This window comes from Prosthecobacter fusiformis, assembly GCF_004364345.1.
Classification (GTDB): Bacteria; Verrucomicrobiota; Verrucomicrobiia; order Verrucomicrobiales; family Verrucomicrobiaceae; genus Prosthecobacter; species Prosthecobacter fusiformis.
The window spans coordinates 328,642-349,810 of the sequence record NZ_SOCA01000002.1; the positions used below are offsets into that span (position 1 = coordinate 328,642).

18 protein-coding genes and 1 tRNA gene are annotated in these 21,169 nt (G+C 55.0%); 13 read left to right on the forward strand and 6 right to left on the reverse strand.

What is annotated here, in order from left to right:
• Positions 1-59 precede the first annotated feature (59 nt).
• Entirely contained in the window at positions 60-827 is a 768-nt protein-coding gene (locus tag EI77_RS07240; RefSeq protein ID WP_133794164.1) for a hypothetical protein, read from the forward strand.
• A 207-nt stretch (positions 828-1,034) separates the two neighbouring features.
• Entirely contained in the window at positions 1,035-1,433 is a 399-nt protein-coding gene (locus EI77_RS07245) for a cytochrome C (protein WP_243838714.1), read from the forward strand.
• Between the two features lie 4 nt (positions 1,434-1,437).
• On the opposite strand, the gene EI77_RS07250 is transcribed toward EI77_RS07245, so the two are convergent.
• The 4 genes from EI77_RS07250 to plsX all read right to left on the reverse strand — a co-directional run bounded on the left by EI77_RS07250 (position 1,438) and on the right by plsX (position 5,781).
• Positions 1,438-2,910 carry an NAD(P)H-hydrate dehydratase gene (locus tag EI77_RS07250; protein ID WP_133794168.1) on the reverse strand — a complete coding sequence of 491 codons (1,473 nt, stop codon included), beginning with the start codon at positions 2,908-2,910 and terminating at the stop codon, positions 1,438-1,440.
• A gap of 11 nt (positions 2,911-2,921) precedes the next feature.
• Positions 2,922-3,536 (reverse strand): N-acetylmuramoyl-L-alanine amidase family protein, encoded by a 615-nt coding sequence (locus EI77_RS07255; RefSeq protein WP_133794170.1) that lies wholly within the window; start codon positions 3,534-3,536, stop codon positions 2,922-2,924.
• Positions 3,537-3,755: 219 nt separating this feature from the next.
• Positions 3,756-4,772: a beta-ketoacyl-ACP synthase III gene (locus tag EI77_RS07260; protein ID WP_133794172.1), complete on the reverse strand. Its 1,017-nt coding sequence runs from the start codon at positions 4,770-4,772 to the stop codon at positions 3,756-3,758.
• The gene (gene plsX, locus EI77_RS07265; protein WP_133794174.1) at positions 4,759-5,781 is read right to left on the reverse strand and encodes a phosphate acyltransferase PlsX; all 1,023 of its coding nucleotides are present in this window, start codon (positions 5,779-5,781) and stop codon (positions 4,759-4,761) included. The genes EI77_RS07260 and plsX overlap by 14 nt, the downstream gene beginning before the upstream one ends.
• Positions 5,782-5,970: 189 nt before the next feature.
• Here plsX and EI77_RS07270 point away from each other — a divergent pair, with 189 nt between their 5' ends.
• From EI77_RS07270 to EI77_RS07290, 5 genes are all read left to right on the forward strand, one after another.
• A complete protein-coding gene (locus EI77_RS07270; protein ID WP_133794176.1) occupies positions 5,971-7,101 on the forward strand; it encodes an MlaE family ABC transporter permease in 1,131 nt (376 codons plus the stop codon).
• A 3-nt stretch (positions 7,102-7,104) separates the two neighbouring features.
• A complete protein-coding gene (locus EI77_RS07275; RefSeq protein ID WP_133794178.1) occupies positions 7,105-7,890 on the forward strand; it encodes an ABC transporter ATP-binding protein in 786 nt (261 codons plus the stop codon).
• A gap of 12 nt (positions 7,891-7,902) precedes the next feature.
• Positions 7,903-8,913: an MlaD family protein gene (locus EI77_RS07280; protein ID WP_133794180.1), complete on the forward strand. Its 1,011-nt coding sequence runs from the start codon at positions 7,903-7,905 to the stop codon at positions 8,911-8,913.
• On the forward strand, positions 8,910-9,491 hold the full coding sequence (locus EI77_RS07285; protein WP_133794183.1) for a PqiC family protein: 582 nt from the start codon (positions 8,910-8,912) through the stop codon (positions 9,489-9,491). The genes EI77_RS07280 and EI77_RS07285 overlap by 4 nt, the downstream gene beginning before the upstream one ends.
• A 73-nt stretch (positions 9,492-9,564) precedes the next feature.
• Positions 9,565-9,906, forward strand: coding sequence for a zinc ribbon domain-containing protein YjdM (locus EI77_RS07290; RefSeq protein ID WP_133794185.1), 342 nt, complete (start codon positions 9,565-9,567; stop codon positions 9,904-9,906).
• A gap of 8 nt (positions 9,907-9,914) precedes the next feature.
• Here EI77_RS07290 and EI77_RS07295 read toward each other — a convergent pair whose 3' ends face one another.
• Both EI77_RS07295 and EI77_RS07300 read right to left on the reverse strand, forming a co-directional pair.
• Positions 9,915-10,826: a peptidylprolyl isomerase gene (locus EI77_RS07295; RefSeq protein ID WP_133794187.1), complete on the reverse strand. Its 912-nt coding sequence runs from the start codon at positions 10,824-10,826 to the stop codon at positions 9,915-9,917.
• Entirely contained in the window at positions 10,823-11,950 is a 1,128-nt protein-coding gene (locus EI77_RS07300; RefSeq protein WP_166647098.1) for an aminopeptidase, read from the reverse strand. The genes EI77_RS07295 and EI77_RS07300 overlap by 4 nt, the downstream gene beginning before the upstream one ends.
• Positions 11,951-11,978: 28 nt before the next feature.
• Here EI77_RS07300 and uxaC point away from each other — a divergent pair, with 28 nt between their 5' ends.
• From uxaC to EI77_RS07330, 6 genes are all read left to right on the forward strand, one after another.
• A complete protein-coding gene (gene uxaC, locus EI77_RS07305; protein ID WP_133794191.1) occupies positions 11,979-13,391 on the forward strand; it encodes a glucuronate isomerase in 1,413 nt (470 codons plus the stop codon).
• A gap of 174 nt (positions 13,392-13,565) precedes the next feature.
• Positions 13,566-14,105, forward strand: a complete 540-nt coding sequence (locus tag EI77_RS07310; RefSeq protein WP_166647099.1) for an RNA polymerase sigma factor — start codon at positions 13,566-13,568, stop codon at positions 14,103-14,105.
• Positions 14,106-14,142: 37 nt separating this feature from the next.
• Positions 14,143-16,464, forward strand: coding sequence for a vWA domain-containing protein (locus tag EI77_RS07315; RefSeq protein ID WP_133794195.1), 2,322 nt, complete (start codon positions 14,143-14,145; stop codon positions 16,462-16,464).
• A 128-nt stretch (positions 16,465-16,592) separates the two neighbouring features.
• A tRNA-Arg gene (locus EI77_RS07320) sits at positions 16,593-16,669 on the forward strand.
• A gap of 190 nt (positions 16,670-16,859) precedes the next feature.
• Positions 16,860-18,824: an alpha-1,4-glucan--maltose-1-phosphate maltosyltransferase gene (locus EI77_RS07325; protein ID WP_133794197.1), complete on the forward strand. Its 1,965-nt coding sequence runs from the start codon at positions 16,860-16,862 to the stop codon at positions 18,822-18,824.
• 142 nt (positions 18,825-18,966) lie between these two features.
• Complete coding sequence (locus EI77_RS07330; protein ID WP_133794199.1) at positions 18,967-20,730, forward strand: response regulator; 1,764 nt, start codon at positions 18,967-18,969, stop codon at positions 20,728-20,730.
• Positions 20,731-21,169 lie beyond the last annotated feature (439 nt).

A 21,169-nucleotide genomic window follows, 5' to 3' on the forward strand; every position in this document is an offset into this window, starting at 1 on the left:
TCAAAATTATTAAACGCATCTTGAATATAACTTTCCTTGTTTTATAATTACCATATCTGATGAAATTTACCGTCATGAGGCCCCTTCATTTTATATTCATTCTGAGCGCCATCGTGGGAGCTTTCCTCATGAGCGCCACGAGTGCTCAGGCCGTCACCATCAACTGGGGCACCTACATCAGCCCTACTAGCTACCTGTTCGATTCGACCGGTGCTGAGCTGACGGATGATTATTACTTCGAACTTGGGACCTTTGGTTCCTCTTTCGTTCCCACTGAGGCGAATATGAGTGAATGGGCATCCAATTGGAAAGTTTTTGACCGTGCCGCAGCCCCGGGAACAGAAGGATGGAATTCCTCAGCGGGCATTGTCGCCCATAGTGCCACACTGGAGACGGACTTTACGACCAGCAATACCAACCTCTCACAGGCCAATACGTTTGCGACGGGAGAGCAGGCCTATATCTGGATTTATAAAGGTGTTTCTGGAGATTCTTCACCCGGCCCAGTCTTGGAATCGGGTTTTGAGTGGGCTCTCGTTACCAATGACTCTTCGGATGGAGATCCTGGGGACGATTGGCTCATGCCCGTGCCTTCCGGGCACGTCGCCACTTCCCTGGATTGGCGTATTGAGGATGCCACATCTACCCCATTTGGCGGGCTGAATGATGATTCCGGACCGGGGGAGACCAGTGGCGACCCATCAACCTCATACATTTTGCAGACCCATACCAGTGTAGCCGCAGTCCCAGAACCTGGTTCTGCGTTCTTTATTGGCTTGGCGGGATTCACATTGCTCGTCCGGCACCGCAGGTTTCGGCGTGTGTAATACCGCTTTCAAAGGCTAAGAGGGTGAGATTCGGGCATTGCATTCGTGACAGTTCAGCCTATTCGGTCTGCTGAATTTCGATACCCTTACACCATGCCTATTTACGAGTTTTATTGTCCTGAAAATAACACGGTTTATCAGTTTTTGGCGAGGTCTCTAGCTTATGGGGATAAGCTACCTAAATGCCCTGACAATCCGGCTTTTCAGATGCAAAAGCAGATCTCGCGATTTGCGATCATCGGTAAAGCCAAAGAGGAAACTCCCGATGACCCATTCGCTGGGCTGGATGATTCAAAAATGGAGGCACTCATGGCCGACATGGAAAGAGATATGGGAGGAATGGATGACGATAACCCGGATCCGCGTCAGTTGGGACGGTTCATGCGCAAAATGACGGAAGTCATGGGGGATAAAGCACCCGCTGAATTGCGTGAGATGGTGAAGCGACTGGAAGCAGGCGAAGATCCTGAAAAGCTGGAATCTGAATTCGGTGGGCTTGAGGGGGAGGATGGAGACATCTTTTCGCAGATGAAAAAGATCATTCACACAAATCGTGCCCCCGTTCGCAATCCGAACCTTTATGAGATGAGCGAGTGGGTATCTTGATTGGCTAAAGTTCCGCCCAGGCTTTTCCAAGCTGTGCGATGACATCGCTGGGCAGAGTGCTTTCGGCTGACTGAGACAGTGCGTGTAACTCTGCGGCCCGGCCGCAGAGCCATGCGGCCATACCTGCGGTGTGATGAGGAGATATACCTTGGCCGATGAGTGCGGATGAAACGCCTGTCAGTACATCTCCCATGCCGCCCGCGGCCATGCCTGGGTGACCGGTGGTATTGATGAGCGTATCCAGTCCGTGAGTGGAGATGACGGTGCGCGCGCCCTTGAGCAGCAGGGTATGGCCAGGGTGGTTTTGAGCCCAGGTTTCTGCTTGATCACATCTGCATAGGAGGCTGCCCTCTGGCATCAGACGGGCCATTTCACCCGGGTGCGGAGTAAGCAGGCGAGGGGAGGTCGAGCGGTTCAATAAGCTAGGATGCCGAGACAAAGCGGTGAGGGCATCCGCGTCCACGACGGCAGGAAGAGCGGCTTTTTCGATCACCTCCAGGTATTCGTCTTCGTGGTCAAAACCTAGTCCAGGACCGATGCCCAGGGCATCCATCCGCATTTCCAGCACTTCCCGGTAGTCCTTGACCGCTTTCACCATGACTTCCGCCGGGACTCGGCGGGCCAGGATGTCATAGGCATCCTCTTTCACAAACAACGTCACCAAACCTGCCCCGGCGCGCAATGCCCCCCGACAGGCCAACTCAGCCGCGCCGAAGTATCCACGAGAGCCTGCCAGGATGCCAACACGCCCGGCCTGTCCTTTGTGGAAATCAAATCGGCGCCGCGGCAGGCAGGTGCGCAGAAACTCCGGTGTCAGTACGACTGAGCGGTCATCCGTCTCCTGCCCAAAGGCTGCCAATTGAGGTAAGGGTACAACGGCCAGTCTGCCCACATGATTGATGGCCAGATCCGCCACCAATCCTTGTTTGGCGATGGCCACTGTGGCCGTGATATCTGCGATGACGCAGTCTTTTTCAGGCACACCTGCATCCGCATCCAGACCCGAGGGGATGTCCATGGCCACGGTCACGGCCCGGTGGCTGATGCGCAGGGCATTCATTTCTGAAGCCAGTGCCTGGATGTGTGGTCGCAGAGGGCCGTGGGCACCGATGCCCAATAGACCGTCTAAGAGAACGAGCGGGGCCTTTGGAATTTCCGTCGGCGGTGTATCCCGGCGCTCGACTCCTTTGAGTGCGCGCCAGTGCTTGGCGGGGAGGGGTTTGAGCTTGGCGACATCGCCACTGAAGCGTGTATAGATCTCCCAACCGTCCTTTTGTAACTCACGTGCCGCCACCAGGGCATCCCCCGCATTGTTACCACTGCCCAGATAGAGGCCCAAAGTTCCGGGCTGGGGGAAAAACTGCCGAATGAGCTGGGCGATGCCCGTTCCGGCAGAAAGCATCAGGTCCGCCGGGCTGATGCCACTGGCGAAGGCACGCTCTTCCATCTCCTGCATCTGGCGGCATGTCACCAGCATGGTCGTGGGAACTACTTGGCGCGTTTATAGGCCACGATGCCCTGGGCGATGCCTTCGGCGATGCGTGCACGGAATTCACCGGTCAGCATGCGGGCACGCTCCGTGGGATTGCTGACAAAACCGCATTCCACCAGCACGGCGGGATTGCGCTCGGTTTTACGGATGACATGGAAACTGGCATTCTTTACACCGCGGTTGGTCATTTTGGTGCGCTGGACGAGGTAAGCCTGAATGTAAGCGGCCAGGGTATAGCCTTTGGTGAAATGGTAAAAGGTTTCCACACCGCTGCCGCTGCCTCCACGACTGTAGTTGTAATGCACGCTGACGAAGATGGCATTGCCGTAGCGGTTACCTGCGGCGGAACGGTCTTGAAGAGGAATGAAAACATCCCGTCCGCGGGTCATGATGACTTTGAGGCCTTCCTTCTTTAGCAACTGCTCCACCCGGCGTGCGGTATCCAGTGCCAGATGTTTTTCATAAACATAACCAATGGATGCACCCCGGTCATGGTCGCCATGGCCCGCGTCCAGAATGACGGTATCAAAGGCCTGGGCCATTGAACCTAAACATAGGCTGGCGAAGATGGCGAGCCAGAGGACCTGAGACCGGAGGGAAGTAACGTTCATGCGGAAATGCGGGGGGAACAGGAAACCAGATCTAAAGGAGCTGGCGGATAATAGAAAGGAAGTTGGCAACCGTCTTTCAAGGATTCCAGTAAGCCTGTTTCAGGAGGGCGGGTCAAGCAGTTTGGCTCATTGAGCATCAGGCAAGTTCCGTGCCACGGAACTTGTTTCACGCACTTAAAGGAACAACTTTGATCCAGAAATGGATTCTTACCGAACAACTCACCATTTCACCACGGAGCTGGCCCAGGTAAAGCCACCGCCAAAAGCGACGAGAAGCACGATGTCTCCCCGTTTGATCTTTCCCTGACGGTGGGCCTCATCCAGCGCTACCGGGATGGTCGCGGCACTGGTATTGCCGTATTGGTCCAGATTGATGAAGGTTTTTTCAGGCGGCACTCCCAGGCGGTCTGCGATGGCGGTGATGATGCGGGCATTGGCCTGGTGCGGGATGACCATGGCGATGTCTGCCTTGGTTAAGCCAGCCATCTCCAGGGCCTGCTCACTGGCCTGGCACATACGGGTGACCGCGTGCTTGAAAGTTTCCCGCCCTTCCATGTGAATCGTATTTGGACGGCTGAGGACGTTCTCCGGAGTGATGGGGCAGGCGCTAGCACCGCCGGGGACTTTAAGGAGATCCGTCAAGTTGCCATCACTGCCCATAACGGTGGATAGGACGCGCCCAGGAGCGTCTGAGCCTTCTTCAGCACGGCGGATGACGACAGCACCGGCACCATCGCCAAAGAGCACGCAGGTATTGCGGTCCTGCCAGTTGATGAGGCTGCTTAGTTTTTCTGCGCCAATGACCAGAGCTGTCGTGCGGTTGCCCGTATTGATGAAGTGACGTGCGACCTGGAGGGCATACAGGAAGCCGGAGCAGGCTGCGCTGATGTCAAAGCACACCGCATTGCTGGCACCAATCTTTTTCTGCACGAAGCAGGCCGTGGAGGGGAAAAACATGTCCGGTGTGACCGTGGCTACGACGATGAGGTTGATCTCCTCCGGCGTGACACCTGCGGCAGCCATGGCCCGACGTGCTGCCTCACTGGCCAGATCGCTCGTGGCCTGATCGTCTGCGGCGATGCGGCGTGCCTTGATGCCTGTGCGGCTGGTGATCCACTCATCCGAAGTGTCCACGAACTTGGACAGGTCTTCATTGGTCAGGATTTTTTCCGGCATGTAACTGCCGGTTCCGATGATGCTGGAGGTGCAAAAGGGCTGCTTACTAGGCGTGGGCATGGATGAGAAGATGTTTGGAAATGGCGGCCTCAATATGAGGATTCACCTGGTGAGAAATGGTGTCGCAGGCCATGCGAATGGCGTTTTTCATGGCATAGGCGCTGGCTCCGCCATGGGCGATGATGGTGATGCCATTGAGGCCTAAAAGCGGCATGCCACCGGATTCATCGGCGCTGGTTTTTTTATGAATGCGCTTGAAGGCAGGTTTGGCCAGGAGACCACCGATTTTGGTTCGGGGGGAGCTCATGATTTCAGTTTTAATCATGCCAAACAAGGCATGGGCCAGCGCTTCTGAGGTCTTTAGGATGATGTTTCCTGTGTAACCATCGCAGACCACCACATCCGGCGGCGTTTCCCAGAGGTCATGTCCCTCGACATTGCCGATGAAATTGATGCCAGGAGTGGTGCGCAGGAGCTTGCTGGTTTCTTTGCACAGAGCGTTGCCTTTTTCCTCCTCTGTCCCATTGGACATGAGGCCGACACGGGGATTTTCACGGCCCATGACGTGGCGGGCATAGGCACTGCCCATGAGGGCATTCTGGACGAGATGTTCCGGCAGGCTGTCCGGATTGGCACCTGCATCAATGAGCAGCCAAGTCGTCGTCATGGACGGCATGACGGAGGCGATTGCCGGGCGCTCAATGTGGGGAAGGGTACGCAGCTTGATAAGGCTGGCGGTGACGGCGGCTCCGGTGTGACCAGCGCTGACAACCGCATCTGCAACCTTGTCTTTCACCAGGTCCACGGCACGGGAAATAGAACTGTCCTTTTTTTTGCGAACCGCGTCGAGACCGCTGTCACTCATGTCCACGACCTGGCTGGCAGGTACGATTTCCAGTTTCGGACCCGTCGGGATGCCTTGGGTCTGCATTTCCCGCTCAATGAGTTCGGGCACACCCACAAGATAGATCTTCTCGATCTGTGGCAAGGTTTCCAGGGCCAGCTTCACGCCGCCCATGGGATTCTGTGGGGCGTGATCGCCACCCATGACATCCAACGCGATTTTCATGCCTCAGGAGCTAGTGTGTTCAAAATGATAAACAGGAGTGTAAAGCGTGGCCCTGGCGATTTGCAAATGCGTATTCAGTCCAAGGAAAGGGTTCGTTCGACAAAAGGCACTGTCACGGGCGGCTTCTTGGCGAAGTTGCCCTAAACGCTTGGTTGTTTCTTCCAGGAGTCTGGCTGATATTCAGCCTCTGTGAGTTCCCGCACTGATGAATCTTCCCCACCCCTCGCCTCCTGGGCCAAGGGGGGGAAGGGCGCGGTCCTGACTCTTTCTGGAGACTGGAGCCGGGACGGCCCTGAAACCAAGGTAGAAGGGGATGTCCCGTCTGATTGGCCGGAACGTTACGAGACTAAGAATTTAGGGAATTTTGATTCCACCCTGCCCGCGTTTTTGCTAGCCACTTTGCGATCCTTTGAGGCAAAAGAAGATGTGCAGCCGGATCTGGCCGGATTGCCAGATAACCTTCGTGGACTGATGGAACTGGCCCTGGCAGTGCCGGAAAGAAGCGAAGCCAAAAGCCAGCAAAGCAACACTTCTGATTTAAAGGAACTGGGCAAGATCACCCTCAGCATCTGGGAGGGGCTGAATAAGATGTCTGCCTTCGTGGGGGAATCCATGCTATCTTTAGGCCGATACTTCACTGGCAAAGCGCGTTTTCGCCGCAGTGATTTCTGGATGATCGTGCAGCAATGCGGCATTGAGGCTTTGCCGATTGTTTCCCTCATCAGTTTCCTCATCGGCCTGATCCTCGCCTTTGTGGGAAATGTGCAGTTGACCAACTTTGGTGCCAACATCTTCGTGGCTGATCTGGTCGGGATTGCGATGGTGCGTGAAATGGGGGTGGTGATGACAGGTATCATCATGAGTGGCCGCACGGGGGCCGCCTTTGCCGCTCACCTCGGCAGCATGAAAGCCAATGAGGAGATCGATGCTCTGCGTACCTTCGGTCTGAACGCCTTTGATTTCCTGGTCCTGCCACGTCTGCTAGCGCTCATGATCATGCTGCCCGTGCTGACGGTCTATGCGAACATCATCGGCATTCTGGGCGGTATGCTGGTGGGTGTCGCTGTGGGTATCCCGCCGGTGCTTTACTGGACACAGACCGTTGGGGCGATCACTCTGACGACGGCCTTTCTAGGGGTTTTCAAAAGCTTCTTTTTTGCGGCTGCGATTGCTATCAGCGGCTGCATGCAGGGAATGGAAGCTGGCAATTCCTCCGCTGCGGTCGGGCAGGCGACGACGCGTGCCGTGGTGATTTCCATCACCGCCATTATTATGATGGACTCCGCCTTTGCGGCTATTTTTACGCTGCTGGATATCTGACGTATGAGCGCCGCTTTACCAGAACCCAAAGCCAAGATCTCCATTCGGGATCTGACCATGGCCTATGGCTCATTCGTGGTGATGAAGGATCTGAATTTTGACATCAATGACCGTGATATTTTTGTCATCATGGGCGGCAGCGGTTGTGGGAAGAGTACACTTTTACGCCACCTCATCGGCCTGCGGGAGCCTGCCAAAGGGGAGGTTTTTTACGACGGGAAAAACTTCACCACGGCAGAGCCGGAAGAGAGGGAAAAGTTTATCCGCCGCTTTGGGGTGATGTATCAGTCCGGTGCCCTCTGGTCCTCCCTGACTTTGGCGGAAAACATCGCGTTGCCGCTGGAAGAATTCACCACCATGCAGCCCAAAGCTGTGCGCGAATTAGTCTCCTATAAGCTAGCCCTGGTGGGCCTGTCCGGTTACGAAGACTATTATCCCAGCCAGGTCAGCGGCGGCATGAACAAACGCGCAGGCATCGCCCGTGCGATGGCTCTGGACCCTGACATCCTATTTTTGGATGAACCTGGTGCCGGTCTGGATCCACTGAGTTCGCGTCGGCTAGATGATCTGATCTTGCGGCTGCGTGACAGCCTGGGTTCCACCGTTGTAATTGTTACCCACGAACTGGCCAGCATCTTTGCCATCGCCAACAACTGTGTCTTCCTGGATACTGCCACACGTACCCAGGGGGCAGTGGGCAATCCGTCGGAACTCAAGGATCATTCTGAAAACCCCAGTGTCCGTCTGTTTTTAAATCGTGGGGCAGAGCCTGCTGACCCGTCATCTTAACGTTATTTTTTCATGAGCCAGAAAGCCAATCCCACCCTCATCGGGGCCTTTACCCTCATTGGCCTCATCCTCGTTGGTGCTGCCGTCGTGCTCTTCGGGGCGGGTAAATACTTTGAGCGCTCGCACCGCATCCTGCTGCATTTTGATAAAAGCGCCATCGGCCTCATGGTCGGTTCTGATGTGCGCTTCGGCGGCGTGCGCATCGGCAGCGTGTATTCGATTAACGTCTTGGTGGATACTGAGAAGAACCGTAAGATCATCCCAGTGGTGGTTGAACTGGCCGAGAAGAATCTTCAGGCCATCGGCTCCACTTCCGGTGTCAGCATTGATTTTTCAAGCCGTGAAGGTGTGCAGCGTGCCGTGGATCGTGGTCTCCGGGCGGGAATGAAGCAGCAGAGCTTGCTCACGGGACTTCTGTACATTGAATTCGACATCACGCCGGATTTGCCGGGTTTTGTTTATAAGGGGCCGACTGTGGGCGACTATCCCACGGTTCCCACCACTGCGACTGAGATTGATGAGCTGATTGCGGGTGTGGCCGATGGTTTGAAAAAGATCAATGCTCTGGATCTAGATGGCATTGTCAAAGAACTGAAGGACGTGCTTAGCGGTGCGCGGAAGCAGGTGGAGGATTTGAATACCAAGGGCATCAGCGAAAACATCATCGCCATCACCACGGATATCCAGGCCATCACGGGTGATGAAAAGCTGACCAGTGCCATCAAAAACCTGGATGACTCACTGGCGCAGTTCAAGAGCCTGGCCACGAAGGCCAATGACGGAATCGACCCTCTGATGGCAGACCTCACTAAGGCCGCCGACAAAGCCGCCGAAAGCCTAACGAGAATTGAGGAAATCGGTGGCGAAATATCCAAGGTGGCCAACCCGCGCGGACCAGTGCTGATGCGGCTTCAGGATGTGCTCATGGAAATGGAGCGTGCTTCACGGGCCATTAAAGAACTGGCCAACGATCTGAAACGCAACCCCAACGCCCTGCTCATGGGCAAGGAAACCAAGGAATGAACTCACGACTTTTTTTGCTCTTCGGCCTCACTTTCACGCTGCTGGCATGCAGCACCTTCAAACCTGTGAAGGACCCTGCTTCCAGGCACCTGCTGGACCCAGCAGTGCCCTATCGTGGAGGACAGTCGCCGCAGCCCTCGCTCGCTATTGCCCGGCCTTCATTGCCTGCCTATTTGGACCGTCAGCAACTTGTCACTCGTGATGGTAGTGGTGCTGTCAACGTCCTCGAAAACAATCTGTGGTCAGAACCTTTTGATTCAGGCATTGCCCGTGTGACTGCTGCCAACCTTAGCCGCTTGACCGGCTCCACCTCGATCTTGCCAGTGGGGGACTTTATCTCGATGGACTATACGGGACTGGTTGAACTGAGGGTGGCCCAGTTTGATCCGGACTCCTCAGGTAACATGGTGCTCGAATGCACCTGGAAAGTGCAGCCCGTCAAAGGTGGGGATACAAACTTCAAGAGCTTCCGCACGGAGGTGCCTGTGACCCTCACGGTACCTGCGATGTCTGGTCGCATCACGGCAATGAATGAGGCTCTCGCCCGATTGGCCAGGGATATCGCACGCAGCCTGTAAAAGAACCGCGTGTAACACCCTTTTGGGCAAGTCAGTCCTTGTAATCTCGTCCAGCATCTCTCTCCTGAAGGTCATGAGCAAAGCTGCCTGCCCGATGTGTGAGATGGATGAGATTTTAGACCACGAGGACCGTTATGAATGTGCCACCTGCGGTCATGAATGGCCGCATGATTCTGAGGTGGATGCTCCTGATGCGGAACGCGTGGTAAAAGACGCTTATGGCAACGTCTTGGCCGATGGTGACATCGTGGCCATGATCAAGGATCTCAAGCTGGGAGGCACGTCACAGGTTCTTAAAGTCGGAACGAAGTCGAAACCGATCCGCCTCGTGGACGGGGATCATGAAATCTCCTGTAAAATGGACGGTCTGGCCATTGCGCTGAAAGCCTGCTTCGTGAAAAAAGTAGTCGCTTAGGCCTGCCATTATGGCTGCGTGGCCTGCTGCAGTTTCTGGCGTAGCCGCTCCAAAGCGGCCTGTCGTTTTTGCTGGACGAGTGATGCCATCAGTTCAGTCCGCACTTCCTCTAGCCGGGGCAGTCGTTCCGACCGTTTGTCCAGCAGCCGGATCAGATGCCAACCGAGTGGTGTGGCGATGGGGCCGCTGGTTTCACCCACATTTAAACGTTGCACGGCGGTCATGAATTCCGTCGGCATACGACGTTGGTTGATCCATCCCAATCTGCCTCCTTGATATTTTGAGCGGGCATCTTCCGAGTGAGCGAGCGTCAGTCGCTCCCATGTTTCTCCTGCTAACAATCTTTGCTGAATGACCCGCATTTCCTGGCTGCGGTCTTTTTTGTTGGCACCATGGCGCGACAAGAAAAGGTGTGCCGTGAGGTAGGCTGGAGGGATCTTGAGAAACGGGCGTTGCTGTTCAAAAGCGGCTTTCAATTCTGCTTCACTCACTTGGATTTCATCTGCGATTGAGGTCTCAATCCAGGCGTGGTCCAGAAGGGCTTCGTGGACGGAGGATTCCATCTCGCCATCGGTGATGCCTTGTCCCAAAAGCCTTTGTTCTCGCTCTCCATCCTTTTCCCACTGCCGCCGCCAGCTATGCATTTCAGAAGCGAGGTCATTGCTAACATCAGGATGGAAATCCAGATCCAGAAGCCGATACCTGCGCAGGGAGTCTTTGATCTTCAGTTCCTTTTCGGCCCGCAATTGAGCGTCTGTTTCTGTCCCGTTGCGGAAAATCAGTCCGGCAGATACCTCCTGCACTTCAGTGGTTGAAAAGGCAGGGACCGAGCCGATAAGGCGTTGTCGCAATTCTTTCCGCCAATGATAACCTCCGGCGATCAAGAGCATGAGCAGCACTGGCAGCAGCCAGGATTTCATGGGGCAGGGAAGTTTTGTTTCATGGCTTCCCTTCGCTCTCTCGGTGTCATGTTCTTCATGGACTCCATGCGTTTCAGAAAGAGCTCCAGATCGCCATGGCAGTCCTTCAGCAGGGTTTCAAAAGCGGGCACTAAATCGTGATAAGTGGCCAGGGTGTTCAGCCGGGCATTGTTAACGGGTTTTTCGAACCAGCGGTCCAGTTTAAGGGAGCCGCCGTAGCGCTTGTTCAGTTCATGAAGGCGACCTTTCAAGCGACCAATGATCACCTGTTTTTCTTGGCGCATGGCGGCTTCGTCAAAATCAGTGCGAGCATAAAGCTGCTCCAACTCATCGCGAGTTTTCAAAGCTTCATGGACGAATTCAGTTTCCAAGATCACTTCCTTTTCATACTGCTCCAGATCATCCCCGCGCTTGCGGGCCCTCAGCCATCGGCGCGCACCCTCCCGGCCTACCACGGTGGCCAGTGCTTCATTAAAATCCGTGTCACCGGAAAGATAAATGCGCTGATGCGTCAGCTCGTGGAATATCAGCTCCGCCAGCCCTGGGTCTGCGCGGCCAAGAAAGGTATTGAGCAAGGGGTCTTTCAGGTATCCGAGCGTGGAGTAGGCGGAGACGCCGCCGAGATAAACATCCAGGCCCTCGGCTCTCAGCTTTTCCGCCGCCTTTTCGGCAGCAGCTTCTTTGAAAAACCCTCGGTATTTGAGATTGCCCACGAGCGGATACCACCATCGTTTTGCATCGGTGCTAAATTCAGGGGCCGCATAGATGACCCAGACCACGTAACGCCGTCCCAGGTTGGCATAGCGGTCATACTGTCCTTCAGCAGGCAGCCCCAGTTCACTTTCGGCATAGGCCAAAAGATCTCGAACCGTCAGCAGTTTCTGCCGTAAAATAGGGGCCGTTGACGGCTCCGCGAGGATTTGGGAGACGGGACGTGCCTTTTTAGAAATCTCTCTCTGTCCTTGGAGCGCCTGGCTATAAAAGCCAACGGTGGAGCAAGAGGTGAGGGTGAGGCCCACAATCAGGCTAAACAGCCTGCTCCACGTTTCTAAATTGTTGCCTTTGTGCCTCATCAGTTCAACGATGGAGTGAAATTCCCAGTCCACCAAGCTGGAACTTTTCAAAACCACCCACATCCACTGACCTCCGTCCATGTCCTTTATCCACGATGATTTCCTGCTGTCCACGAAGACTGCGCGCCGCCTTTACCACACCTTTGCCAAAGGCGAGCCTATCCTGGATTATCATAATCATCTGCCTCCTCAAGACATTGCTGAAGACCGGCAGTTCAAGAATATCCACGAAATCTGGCTGGCGGGTGATCATTACAAATGGCGCGCCATGCGCTGCAACGGCATCCCTGAGGAACTGATCACCGGCGATGCCAGCCCACGTGACAAATTTCTGGCCTGGGCGAAAACCGTGCCTCATACGCTTCGGAACCCTCTGTATCATTGGACCCACATTGAGCTGAAGCGCTACTTTGGCATTGATGATCTTCTCAATGAAAAGACGGCTCCTGCCATCTGGGAGCAGACGGAGGCCGCCCTTGCTAAGCCTGAAATGAGCGCCCGTGGCATCCTGCGCACGCAGAATGTCCGCGCTCTTTGCACCACGGATGACCCGACGGATGACCTTTCCGCGCACAAGAAATGTGCAGCGGATGGTTTTGAGATCGGTGTTTATCCCACCTTCCGCCCGGATAAGGCGCTGGGCTTGCAGCAGCCGGACGCCTGGAACGACTGGTGTGACAAGCTGGCTGAAGTCACCAATATCGAAATCAGCAGCTTCGGTGCTCTTCTCGAAGCCTTGGAAAAGCGGCATGACTACTTCCACAGCGTCGGCTGCCGCCTCAGTGACCATGGTTTGAACCGCTGCTACGCCAACTTTGCCACGGAGGCCTCCGCTGCCCGTGTCTTTGACCGCTACCGCAGCCACCGCACCAAGCGCCTTTATCCTGAAGACCAGGAGCTCCTGGCCACTCACATCATGATGCATGTCGGCCGTCTCAATGCCAAACGCAAATGGACCATGCAGCTCCACCTCGGCCCTGTGCGGAATAACAACTCCCGCCTGGCTAAAAAAGTGGGTGCGGACGTCGGCTGCGACAGCATCGGTGATTATCCACAGGCCGAGGGTCTGAGCCGTTTCCTGGACGCGCTGGACAGCGAAAATGCTCTGCCAAAAACGGTGCTCTACAACGTCAATCCTGCGGATAACTATGTCTTCGGAACCATGGCTGGAAACTTCGCCGATGGCACCACACCGGGTAAGGTACAGTTCGGCTCCGGTTGGTGGTTTGTGGACCAGAAGGAAGGCATGGAATGGCAGATCAATGCGCTGAGCAATCTGGGCCTGCTAAGCCGCTTCATCGGCATGCTCACGGACAGCCGCAGCTTCATGTCCTTCCCGCGTCACGAATACTTCCGCCGGACGCTCTGCAACCTGCTGGGCAATGACATTGAGGGGGGCCTCATTCCAGACGATGATGAACTGACGGGCTCCATGCTCAAGAACATCTGCTACTCCAATGCCAAGGCCTACCTGGGGCTGGCAGTGAGCTGATCGGGTTTTCCTGAAAAAGGCTGTCTTGAAGGACTCCGGTGCATGCGCCGGAGTCCTTTTTGCTTATAAGCAGAGGGGGGCGATCCTCCTGTGACACGATCCGAAGTGGAAAAAGATTTTTTCTTTCCCCAAGAAATCACGGCGACCTCCGTGATGCCTGCCGAACACCATCCCATGAACGACACCCACCGCCTGTTTTTGGATACGTTGACGCGCTATGAGCGGCCGCTTCTCCGTTACGCTCATAGTTATACCAACGATGCCGAGGAGGCCCGTGATGTGGTCCAGGATGTGTTTGTCAAACTGAGCCAGAACCTGGCCACGCTGGATGCGGAGCGCCTGGCGCCCTGGTTGTTCACCGTCTGCAAAAACCGGGCTCTGGACCATCAAAGAAAACATCAGCGCATCACCGTTATGGACATGCAAACCTTGGACCTCGAAGTCTCCGAAACACCCCAGCCTGGGGATGAAATGCAAACACGGGAGACCGCCGCCGCCCTGCGGGGGCTCATCGACGAATTGCCCCTCCGACAGCGGGAGGCGATCCGTCTCAAGTTCATCGCTGGGCTCGACTATAAACAGATCAGCGACGCCATGCAGACTAGCATCGGCAATGTCGGCTACCTCATTCACCACGGTGTGCAGGCCCTGCGCCTGAAATGGCAAGAAATGGAGGGAGACATCCCGGCGAAACCTAAAACCGCCATCGCCTAACAAAAAACATTTCTTAAAAAATTAAAGATCCACTTTTATGAAACCGGAACAACTGACCGCCTGGGCGCTGAATGAACTCAGCCACGAAGAAAAGGCCCAGATCGAATCACTGCTCAAGGAAGATAACGACGTGCAAGCTCAGGCTGCGCAGACGAAGACCTTCTGTGATTTTCTCAGCACTGAACTGGGTGATGACTCATTGGAGTTCACCCCCGAACAACGCGAGCGCCTATGGAGCGCCGATGAGCCATCGGCAGTCAACGCTTCAAAACCCTCCGCCTCCGCTCCAGCCAAACAGACCTCTTTCTGGAGACGCCACGCTTTGGTCAACCTCGCCGCAGCCGCTGCTGTGGTCGTCGGGACTACGGTGCTCCTGCGCCGGGAAACCGAAGAGACCGTCCAGCGGGAAAACATTTTATTAACAGGGAAACTCACGGAGTCCAAAAAACAGCCTTCGAAAGACCAGGACGGAAGTCTTCTTTCCAGAGCCGCACCCGTGCCCCCAGCGGAACCAGTCGCCAGCTTGCCCACCCCCAGTGTGCAGAAGCCCGATGAACGCAGGGATGTTGGTCATGTGTCGCCTGGAGCATACGCGAATGCGGATGTGATCGCTGAAGCTCCAATGGACCGTGAACGCGCAGAATCTCCCGCACGGCAACAAGCCAAAGAGGTTCCTGTTCAGACCCCGGCCCCCGCTAAACCAGCGGCTCCACGCGGCAATATTACTGCTGTGGGGCGATTGACCCTCGACACCTCCAATGGTTATACGGGGAACACCACAATGACTGCGGAGGCAGCGGCAACGACCTACAGTGGTGCTATCGTAGGCATGAAAGGTCCATCTGTTTCCCTTCCCGAGCCTGGGGTTGTAGGTGATAGCTTTGACTATTATGAGGTGCCACCGCACAGCAATGAGTCATACACTCAGATCGTCGAAAACGCGCTCAAAGACGTCATGCGCGAGCCGCTTTCCACCTTCTCGATTGATGTGGATACGGCCTCCTATGCGAATGTGCGCCGTTTCCTCAATCAGAACACAGCGCCGCCCCGCGATGCCGTGCGGATCGAGGAACTGATCAACTATTTCCCGACTACCGAAGAGGGCCCAGCACCGGGTGCTAAGGAGCCTTTCGCCGTGGAGGTGGAGATGGCCGCCTGCCCTTGGCAGCCGCAGCATCGACTGGCCCGCATCGCCATCAAAGGCAGGCAGATCAGCCAGGACCGGCAGTCCAGCAATCTTGTCTTCCTGGTGGATGTCTCCGGTTCCATGGGAGATCCTAACAAGCTGCCTTTGGTAAAGCAGAGCCTGCGCATGCTGACTGAGCAGTTAGGTGAAAACGACCGTGTCTCCATGGTGACTTATGCTGGCGGAACTCAGGTGGTATTGAGCCCCACCAGTGGCCAAAACAAGGCAGAGATCATGGCCGCTATCGACCGCCTCCAATCTGGTGGCGGCACGCACGGCAGCGCAGGCATCCGCCTGGCCTATGAGCAGGCTGTGGCTGGTTTTATCAAAGGCGGGGTCAATCGTGTCATCCTCTGCTCCGATGGCGACTTCAATGTCGGCATCAGCAGCCCGGAGGAGCTGGAAACCTACATCACGGAGAAAGCCCGCAGCGGTGTCTTCCTCAGCCTGCTCGGCTACGGCACTGGCAATTTGAAGGACCGCACCATGGAAACCCTGGCCGACAAGGGCAACGGTAACTACGCCTACATCGACAGCCTTAGCGAGGCGCGCAAAGTGCTCGTGGAGCAGATGAACGGCACCCTTGTCACCATCGCCAAGGATGTGAAAATCCAAGTAGAGTTTAATCCCGCCGTCATCCGCAGCTATCGCCTCATTGGATATGAGAATCGTTTGTTAGCCAAAGAGGATTTCAATGATGATACCAAGGATGCTGGTGAAATTGGTGCCGGGCATAGCGTCACTGCGCTGTATGAACTGGTGCCTGCCAACCTGCCTCCCGGAGCGGATCCCCGACCGATGGTGGACGATCTCAAATATCAGCAGCCAGCCGCAGCCCCCGCTGCTCCGTCAGCGGTCATTGCCGATACTGCGGAGTCTGGGGAAGCTTTGACGGTGAAACTTCGCTACAAGGCTCCGGAAGGAAGCGTCAGCAGCCTGATCGAAGTCCCTTTGCGCGATGATAAGCGCGGGCTGGAGACAGCCAGCGATGAGTTCAAATTCACCACCGCCGTCGCTGGCTTCGGTATGCTCCTGCGCCAGTCCAGTTACAGCGGCCAGCTTACTTGGGAGCAGGTGCGCCAGCTTGCCTTGGAAGGGAAGGGGACAGATGCGTTTGGCTATCGTGGGGAATTCCTTCAGCTCATTGAAAAGGCACGAGGCGTCAGCCGCTAAGCATTGTCCCAGGCTGATCCGATGACTTCGTGAGTTTTTTTGATTTTTTTATGCGCACTGTTTGACAAACCCGAAGCTTCATCTAATCTCCCCATCCGCAGCCAACACTGCGGGGCTCACAAGCCAAAGCACCCCTAGCTCAACGGATTAGAGCATCTGACTACGGATCAGAAGGTTAGTGGTTCGAATCCACTGGGGTGCACCAAAGTTTACAAACTGAGGTGCACCTTTCATTTCAATCAATCCGATTGAGCTTCCTCTTTGCAGCGATGTTTATTTGAATCGCTGTCACCCGACTCACAAGTTTTGAGCAAGCGGGTATTCCACGGAACTTCCTGATCCGTCTCCAGCACCCGTTTGCATCTCCGGGCTTCCTTGTCATGTTCGGTCGCATCATGCCTGCTTCTGCTGCCCACGCCCCCACTGTTGTTATTGAGAATTTTTATCCCTGCATCGAAGGCGGGCGTCATCCCATCAAGCGGGTGGTCGGCGAGCCGCTGGATCTGTGGTGTGATATTTTTATGGATGGGCATGTGGTGATGTCCGCCGTGGTGAAGTGGCGTGCGGCCGGATCACGGCGCTGGTTTGAAAGCCCCATGCATCCGGTGGAAAATGATCGCTGGCAGGGCCGGTGCAGTTTTGATTCCATGGGCCGCTGGGAGTATGCTGTGGAAGCCTGGGCGGATACATTCCGTGGATGGAAGAAGACCTTCGCCATCCGTGTGCAGGCCGGAGATCCCGATGTGCCGGTGGAGGCCCTCGAAGGTGCCCGGTTGCTGAAGGATGGTGCCCAGCGGGCACGGGCAGCTGGAGCTGCTGCAGTTGCTGCGCAATTGGAGGACGTGGCGGAGTTACTGGCCCAATTGCCACCTCAGGAAGTGATGGACGTTCTGCTTTCTGACGATCTGCAATCGCTGATGGACAAATATTCTGACCGCAGTCTTTCCACCACCTCCAGTCCTCTGAAGGTCATTGTGGAGCGGGAGCGGGCGAGGTTCTCCGCATGGTATGAGTTTTTCCCCCGCAGCGCCGAAGGGCGACTGGACAAGCACAGCACGTTTCGTGATTGCCTGCCGCGTCTGGATGATGCGCAGGCCATGGGTTTTGATACGATTTATTTCCCGCCCATCCATCCCATTGGGATGACTGCCAGGAAGGGCAAAAATAACACACTGATTGCCTACGCGGATGATGTCGGCAGCCCGTGGGCCATTGGTGGGGAGGCGGGTGGGCATCGCGATGTGGAGCCCAAGCTGGGAACGGTGGAAGATTTCGTCTGGCTGGTCGGTGAAGCGAACCGCCGAGGGCTGGAAATCGCCCTGGATTTTGCCATCAACTGCTCCCCTGATCACCCTTATGTGAAGGACCATCCAGATTGGTTCTACCAGCGTCCCGATGGCAGCATCCGCTATGCGGAGAATCCGCCGAAGAAGTATCAGGACATCTATCCCATTAACTTCCACTGCGATGATTGGAAAAACCTATGGCGTGAGCTGATCGATGTGGTGCTTTTTTGGGTGGACAAGGGCGTGAAAACCTTCCGTGTGGACAATCCCCATACAAAGCCGGTTTCCTTTTGGGAGGAGCTGATCAGCACCGTGCATCGCAAGCACCCGGATGTGATCTTTTTGGCAGAGGCTTTCACCAAGCCCAAGATGATGCAAGCACTTGGCAAGGTCGGTTTCACCCAAAGCTATACTTACTTCACCTGGCGTGAGGATAAAGCTGGGCTGACTGAATACGCCAGTGAACTGATGCAGGGAGAGATGCGCTGGTATTACCGGGGTAACTTTTGGCCGAATACACCGGACATCCACCCCTACTATCTCCAGAATGCCCCTGCCAGCATGTTCCGCCTACGGGCTGCCCTGGCGGCGACGCTTTCCAGCACCTGGGGGATGTATGCGGGGTATGAACTTTGTGAAAACAAACCGCTGCCAGGGAAGGAAGAATATCTGGACTCAGAGAAATTTCAGCTCAGCCAGCGTGATTACAATGAGCCGGGCAATATCAAAGGTTTCATTGCACGATTAAATTCCATCCGTCGTGACAATCCGGCCATGCATCTCTACGACAATCTGGCTTTCCATGGTGCTGATCATGATCAGATGATGTGCTATAGTAAATGCACGCCTGATTTCAGTAACCGCATTCTTTGCATTGTCAGTCTCAATGGATATGACCCTGTTGCAGGCATGGTGCATCTCAATCTTGGGGCTTTGGGATTGGGCTATGACCAATCGTACCGCGTTCGTGATCTGATGCACGGAAATGTGTATGAATGGTGGGGTGCGTCCAATTATGTGTCTTTGAATCCGCATGGAACCAGCCTGCACATTTTTCAGGTCGAGCCTGCTTAAGGTGGTTATAAGAGGAATGCTTATTGTGCGTCATCTTGAGGTAACTCTGTGTGTCAGTTTAAGTATCATGCAGACTGCACAAATGAAGACATAACTATTTCAATTATTGTAATTATGAAAAATCTATTTGTGGGAAGGGTGAATGAAATTATCCTTGACCATGCAATTAACTCAGCCAACAGCCAAAACGGCATCGAAATACCAGGTGCTCATCGCATCTGCGTCTGAGGACACCTTACGGTTGCTGGAGCCGTTGCAGCACATTCCATATCCAGATGGTCAGGCGGACAGTGGCGGTCTATTCCGTCCTAAACAGCGCATGTTGTTCCATCCCCTGGATTATAACCTGGTGGATATGGTCATGCGCAGTCGTGAACTGGAGTGGCCCTTTGCGCTAGTGATCGTGGATGTGCAGCCGGGTGCAGAAACCAAGGCTGAACAGATACTCAACGCTCTTTATTACGCGGAGCCTGCACTGGGAATCATCGTGCTCTTGTCGGACGGAGCTACGTTGTCACAGGCAATGCTGGATCTGATCACCCACAGTGCGCGCCTGACCTTTGTTGAAATGCCAGGGTCGATAGCTCAAATCTATCAGCCTTTGAAAATGATGCTCTCCATGTGGGAGATTCGCCAGCGCCTGGCGGATGCAGAGGCGGCTCAGCAACGATCTGAGGAATCCGCGATGATCGGACGTGGTGGACCTCCGTCAGCCGCTGAAGGCACTGCACCTGCCATGCATTTGGAAGTCGTGGGTAGTCTTGCCGCTGGCATTTCTCATGAATTTAACAATGTGCTGACGGTTATTCAAAGCCAGATGGACATGGCTATCCAACAGGCTGGTAGCCTGCCTGGAGTGGTCCAACTGCTGAACCAGGTGATGGAGACAGCACGCAGCGCTTCCACACTGTCCCGCAAACTGGTCTCTTTTACTCCGGATGAAGAGAGCACCCCGGAGGCAGTGAACCTGGCGCTGGCATTGGATGAGGAAGTGATGCTTTTGAGCAAGACGCTGGGCGACCATATTCGGGTGGAAGTCGCTCATGGCCCCCAGATGCCTGCGGTGTGGGCAGATCCTTCTATCATCAGTCAAGTGATCATCAATGTGGCCCTGCATGCACGCAATGCCATGACCGAAGGCGGCACATTGCAGATCTCCACGGCCAGGATCCAGCACGAGACCGGTGGCAAGTATGCGCGCCTGTTCCCTGAGGCTGCCCATGGCGAATATGTGATGCTGACGATGGAAGATCCGAATCCATCAGACAATTCCACCAGCGGAGATCCCGGGCGTGTTGTTGTAGCTCTCCCATCCTCCGTCCAACGCGCTGCAGATGACCGCCTGCTCTGGATCCAGCGCACTATACAGTCCGCAGGTGGTGCCTTCAATGTAACCCTCCTACCCGGTATGATCCGCACTTATCAAATACTCTTCCCCCTGGCTAAAGATCAGGAAGTTCCAGCACCGGAAGCCGAAGCTTCCAGAGCCCTGGCTCTGGCTGGCGATATGGAAGCCGCAAATCCTGCGACAGTTCTTGTCGTAGATGATGATGACACCATATGCATGATCATGAGTCAGGTGCTGGCCACTAAAAAGCACCGCGTCTTAACAGCCAAAAGTGCTGACGAGGCCTGGCAGCAGTGGTGTCAGCACCGCAGCACGATCAAACTGCTCATCACCGACATCAATATGCCAGGGGGGGCGAATGGGGTGACCCTCGGCCATGCGATCCAGGAACAGGATGGTTCCGTGCCCGTCATTTACACCAGCGGCCATCGCGCCGTGCATCAGTTTGCCGAACTCGAAATCGGAAATAATTATCTGCCGAAGCCCTTTGGGATGAATGATCTCCTGGCTGTGGCCAACCGCGCTCTCCTGGCGCACGGCCATCATGGATTGAGTTGATCAGACACGCGGGAAGCAATTGTCCTGCTTTATATTATAGCCTGACCATGCCTTTTTGGGCGGGTCAGGCTTTTTGATGATGATACCTTACTGATGGCCTGATCCTGAAGGGGTGTCTAAGACAGTGACATCAGTTTGGCCAGGCTCAGATGAGATTTGCAGGAGAGGTCAGCACACTCTGGGTCGTTCTTTTTGCAATGTATGCGCAGGATTGTGCTGGTCACAGACGTTTAACCAAGAGTATTTTCTGGTTAAATGAAGTTAATCAGTAAAAATCTGAAAATACGCCGTTCTATTTATTGTTGAGTGCAATTTTTGATCTAAATTTAATGATTATGTAATCCTGGTTCGTTTTGCTATGGCTAGGCCAAAATCTTGCTCACTTCGCCAAATTTCCCCATTCATCACCCCCTCCATTAGTGGGGTGGCGATAACGGCA